The 4,198-nt window shown below is 60.1% G+C and carries 2 protein-coding genes; both read left to right on the forward strand.

The annotated features are described in order from the left end of the window. Positions 1–794 (forward strand): efflux RND transporter periplasmic adaptor subunit (locus tag Q0C48_RS03815; RefSeq protein WP_291521712.1); only part of this gene is annotated, 794 nt, incomplete at its 5' end. A gap of 8 nt (positions 795–802) precedes the next feature. Next, entirely contained in the window at positions 803–3,889 is a 3,087-nt protein-coding gene (locus tag Q0C48_RS03820; protein WP_291521714.1) for an efflux RND transporter permease subunit, read from the forward strand. The last annotated feature ends 309 nt before the right edge of the window (positions 3,890–4,198 follow it).

A 4,198-nucleotide genomic window follows, 5' to 3' on the forward strand; every position in this document is an offset into this window, starting at 1 on the left:
TGTCCCTGGACCCTGGCGCTCTGCCCGGCCAGTTACAGGCCGCGCAGGCCCAGGCCGCCCTCGCCCAGGTAGACTACCAGCGCGCCGAGAAGGTCTTCGCCATCCACGGCATCTCCACCGCCGCATTGGATAAGGCCCGCTATGGTGCGAGTGCGGCACAGGCTCAGGTGACGGCCTTGCAGGAATCGCTGGCGGATACGCAGATCCGTGCGCCCTTCGCCGGGGTACTGGGCTTGCGCACCGTTAATCCGGGTGAATATATCCACGCCGGTATGCCGGTGGTGCACATCGAAAACCTGCGGCAGCTCTATGCCGACTTCACCGTACCCCAGCGGGATGTGCAGGCGGTACAGGTTGGCGCGCCGGTGCGGATTGACGTGCATAACGGCGGCACCCTGCGTCATTACCACGCCAAAGTGCAGGCTGTCGCCAGTCATGTCGATGCGCAAAACCGGGCGGTCAGCGTCCGCGCGCTCCTTGATGCAGCACAAGGCCTGAAGCCCGGCATGTTCGTCCGCATCGTCCTGCAAAAAGAAGCCCCCACGGCGCGCCTGATGATTCCCATGGTGGCGGTGAGCTTTAACACCTACGGGGACTTTGTCTACGTGCTGACCCCCGGTGGCCCGGATAAGACCCTCATCGCCAAAGAACAGCCGGTGACAACGGGTATGCAGCGTGGCAACGAAGTGGTTATCCGCTCCGGCCTGAAGGCCGGGGATCTGGTGGTCACCGCGGGACAGGTCAAGCTGCACAGCGGCGACCACGTGCGCATCAATAACGCCGTGCATCTCTGAGGATCCCCATGCATTTCACCGAACCCTTTATCCGCCGCCCCATCCTCGCCATTTCCCTGAGCCTGATGCTGTTTTTCTTCGGGCTGCGCTCCCTCGGCCTGATGCCCATCACCGAGTATCCGCCCACCAACAGCTCCATGATCACAGTGACCACCCACTACTTCGGGGCGACCCCGAAGACCGTCAACGCGTTTATTACGGCGCCGCTGGAAAAAGCCGTCGGGCAAGCCCCCGGCATCAACTACATGACGGCGGTGAGTGAAGATGGCATTTCCATCCTCACCCTCTATATGCGCATGGGCGAAGATCCCAACGCCGCCTTGTCCCAGGTGCAGAGTAAGATCAATACGGTCCTCAATCAGCTCCCTAAGGGGGTGATGCAGCCCGTGGTGCAGGAAATGTCCGGTTCCGGTGCCTACCTGATGTTGCTGAGCTACCATGGTAAAGGCTTCAATCAGCAGCAGATCACCGACTACCTGACTCGGGTGGTGCAGCCCGCCATTCAGTCGGTGCCGGGGGTGGGGCTGACTTCCATCCTGCCGCCGGGCACCGGTCCCAACGGTAATACCTACGCCATGCGCGTCTGGCTGAATCCCCAGGAAATGGCCGTGCTGGGCATTACCCCCGCGCAGGTCAGTACCGCCCTGAAGCAGAATGATTTCGTCGCGGCGGTTGGTCGTCTGCGCGGTCAGTACACGGCTGTCTCCATGAGTGCCAACACTGCCTTGCACAGCGCCGCAGAGTTCCGCAATCTGGTGGTGGCGACGGTACATGGGGTGCCGATTCGTCTGGGACAGGTGGCCAAAGTCTCCCTGGGCGCCCAGACCTACGACTCATCGGTGATGGTGGACGGCCAGCCTGCCGTGAACATCGGTATCCAGCAGGCCCCTGGCAGTAACGCCCTGAAAGTGTCTCAGGGTATTCAAAAAGCCATGGCCCAGTTGGACTCGACCATGCCGCCAGGTATGCAGGGCTACACCATTTACAATGGCGCGCAGTTCGTCAAAAGCTCCCTGCAGGAAGTGGAGGTCAATATCGCCTTGGCCTTGCTGGTGGTGATCCTGGTGATCTACTTCTTCATGGGCTCATGGCGGGCGCTGATCGTGCCGGTGCTCGCCATCCCGGTGGCGATGGTGGGTGCGGTCACCATCCTCCATGCCCTCGGTTACACTCTGAATTTGCTCACCTTGCTGGCCATGGTGCTGGCCATCGGGCTGGTGGTGGATGACGCCATTATCGTCGTCGAAAACGTCCACCGGCATATCGAAAACGGCGCCACGCCGCTGCACGCGGCGCTGCTCAGCGCCCGGGAACTGGCCAGTCCCATTCTGGTCATGGCGACGACGCTGGTGGCGGTTTTCGCTCCCATGGCTTTTATTGGCGGTCTGGTGGGGCATTTGTTCAGCGAATTCGCCTTTACCATTGTCGCCACGGTGCTGCTATCCATGGTGGCCGCCCTGACCCTCGCCCCCATGCTCGCCTCGCGGGTCCTGAAGGCCGGGCACGAAGGCCGGATGGCGCATCTGGTGGATCATATTTTCGGACGGCTCAAGGCGCTGTATGGCCGCACCTTGTTTCAGAGCCTACGGGTCTGGCCGACGACGGTGACGCTGGCGCTGATCCTCACCGTCGGCATTTATTTCCTCTTCTCCATCAGTCAGAGCGAGCTGGCACCGCCCGCCAATCAGGGCATCGTCTATGTCAACGGCGTCGCCCAGCCGACGGCGACCCTGGAATACATGAATGCCTACGATAATTACCTGACCAAAACGGTTTTCAATAAAATCGACAGTCGCAGCCACAGCTTCGCGGTCAATGGGGTGGGTATCGGCGGCATGTTGCTGAATAACGAGGTGATGGCGGGGGTGGTGCTCAAACCCGAGCGCGGTAATGTCACTACGCAACAGGTCAAGGAGAAGGTGCAGAAACTGGCCGAGCAGGTGCCGGGCATGAAGCTTTCCGCCTTCGGTCTGCCGCCCTTGCCGGGAGCGGCCGTAGGGCTGCCGGTGCAGTTTGTGATCACCAGTACCGGCGGCGGTTACCATCCACTGGACGCCGTCTCCGGCAAGCTGGTACAGGAGGCCAGAGCCAGTGGCCTGTTCTCCTTCGTCTGCAAAAATCTGAAGTACAACAATCAGATCCAGGAAATTCATATCAACCGGCAGATGGCGGCCTCCTTCGGCCTGAGCATGGCGGATATCGGGCAGAATCTGGAAACCCTGCTGGGCGGCAACTATGTCAATTATTTCGACATGGACGGCCTCAGCTACCGCGTCGTGCCCCAGGTGCCGCCCGCGCTGCGCGCCAATCCGGATTTCCTGAAGGCCTACACCATCAAGACGCCATCCGGCGCGCAGGTGCCACTGTCCACCTTTGTTTCCCTGCAGTCGCGACCGGCGCCTACCTTCCTGCCGCAGTTCCAGCAGTTGCCCGCGGTCTTCATTCAGGCCAATCCGGCACCGGGGGTATCTTTGGGTCAAGCCCTGCAATTCCTGCGGAACCATGCCCAGAAAATCCTGCCGGCCGGAGATCAGATCCACTATGCCGGCGTGTCTCGTCAGTACATGCATCAGGGCAGCGCGCTGGCGATCACCTTTGGTTTTGCGTTGTTGATGGTCCTGCTGCTGCTCGCGGCGCAATTCAACAGCTTCCGCGACGCCCTGGTGGTGCTCACCGCGGTGCCCGTCGCCCTTTTCGGGGCCTTACTGCCCATTAGTCTGGGGGTTTCCAGTGTCAACATCTATTCTGAGGTGGGAATGGTCATGCTCATCGGCCTGATCGCTAAACAGGGCATTCTTATCGTGCAATTTGCCCGTGTCATGCAGGCGGAAAAGCATTTAGACCGACGTCATGCGGTGGTGGAAGCGGCTACTTTACGGTTGCGCCCCATTTTAATGACCGTGGCGGCGATGATCGCCGGCGCCGTACCCCTGCTTTTCGCCAGTGGCGGTAATGCCGATGCGCGGTTCTCCATGGGACTGGTCATTGTCAGCGGTCTGAGCTTCGGCTCGCTGGTTTCGCTCTTTGTGGTCCCGGCGTTTTATGTGTGGTTCGGGCAAACGGTGCGGAAGCCGGAGAGGGGTTTGGTGGGGTAGTTTTGTTATGGGGTGAGCTGATTGTGGTGGTGGGCGCCTTTCGGGGCGCTTTTTCGTTGGAGGTGGGAATCATGGGGTGGATTGAGTAGGATCATGAATTGGTGTAGGTTTGTGGACAAGAATAGGTGGTGATCTGCATTTCTGTGCGGACTCGTTTGCGTGTGGCGTTCATCCGGAAAAATTTAGGCTGCTATAAATGTTGCAGGAGGGTGTTGGGTGCTTGATTTTCTGGGTGGCGGGTGGGGCTGGAAAAATTTAGGCGACGTGGGTGGGGCTGTGCAGTCATTTCCTAAATTACGTTCGCGGGCG

The sequence above is a fragment of the Acidithiobacillus sp. genome, from assembly GCF_023255755.1.
Lineage (GTDB): Bacteria > Pseudomonadota > Gammaproteobacteria > Acidithiobacillales > Acidithiobacillaceae > Acidithiobacillus.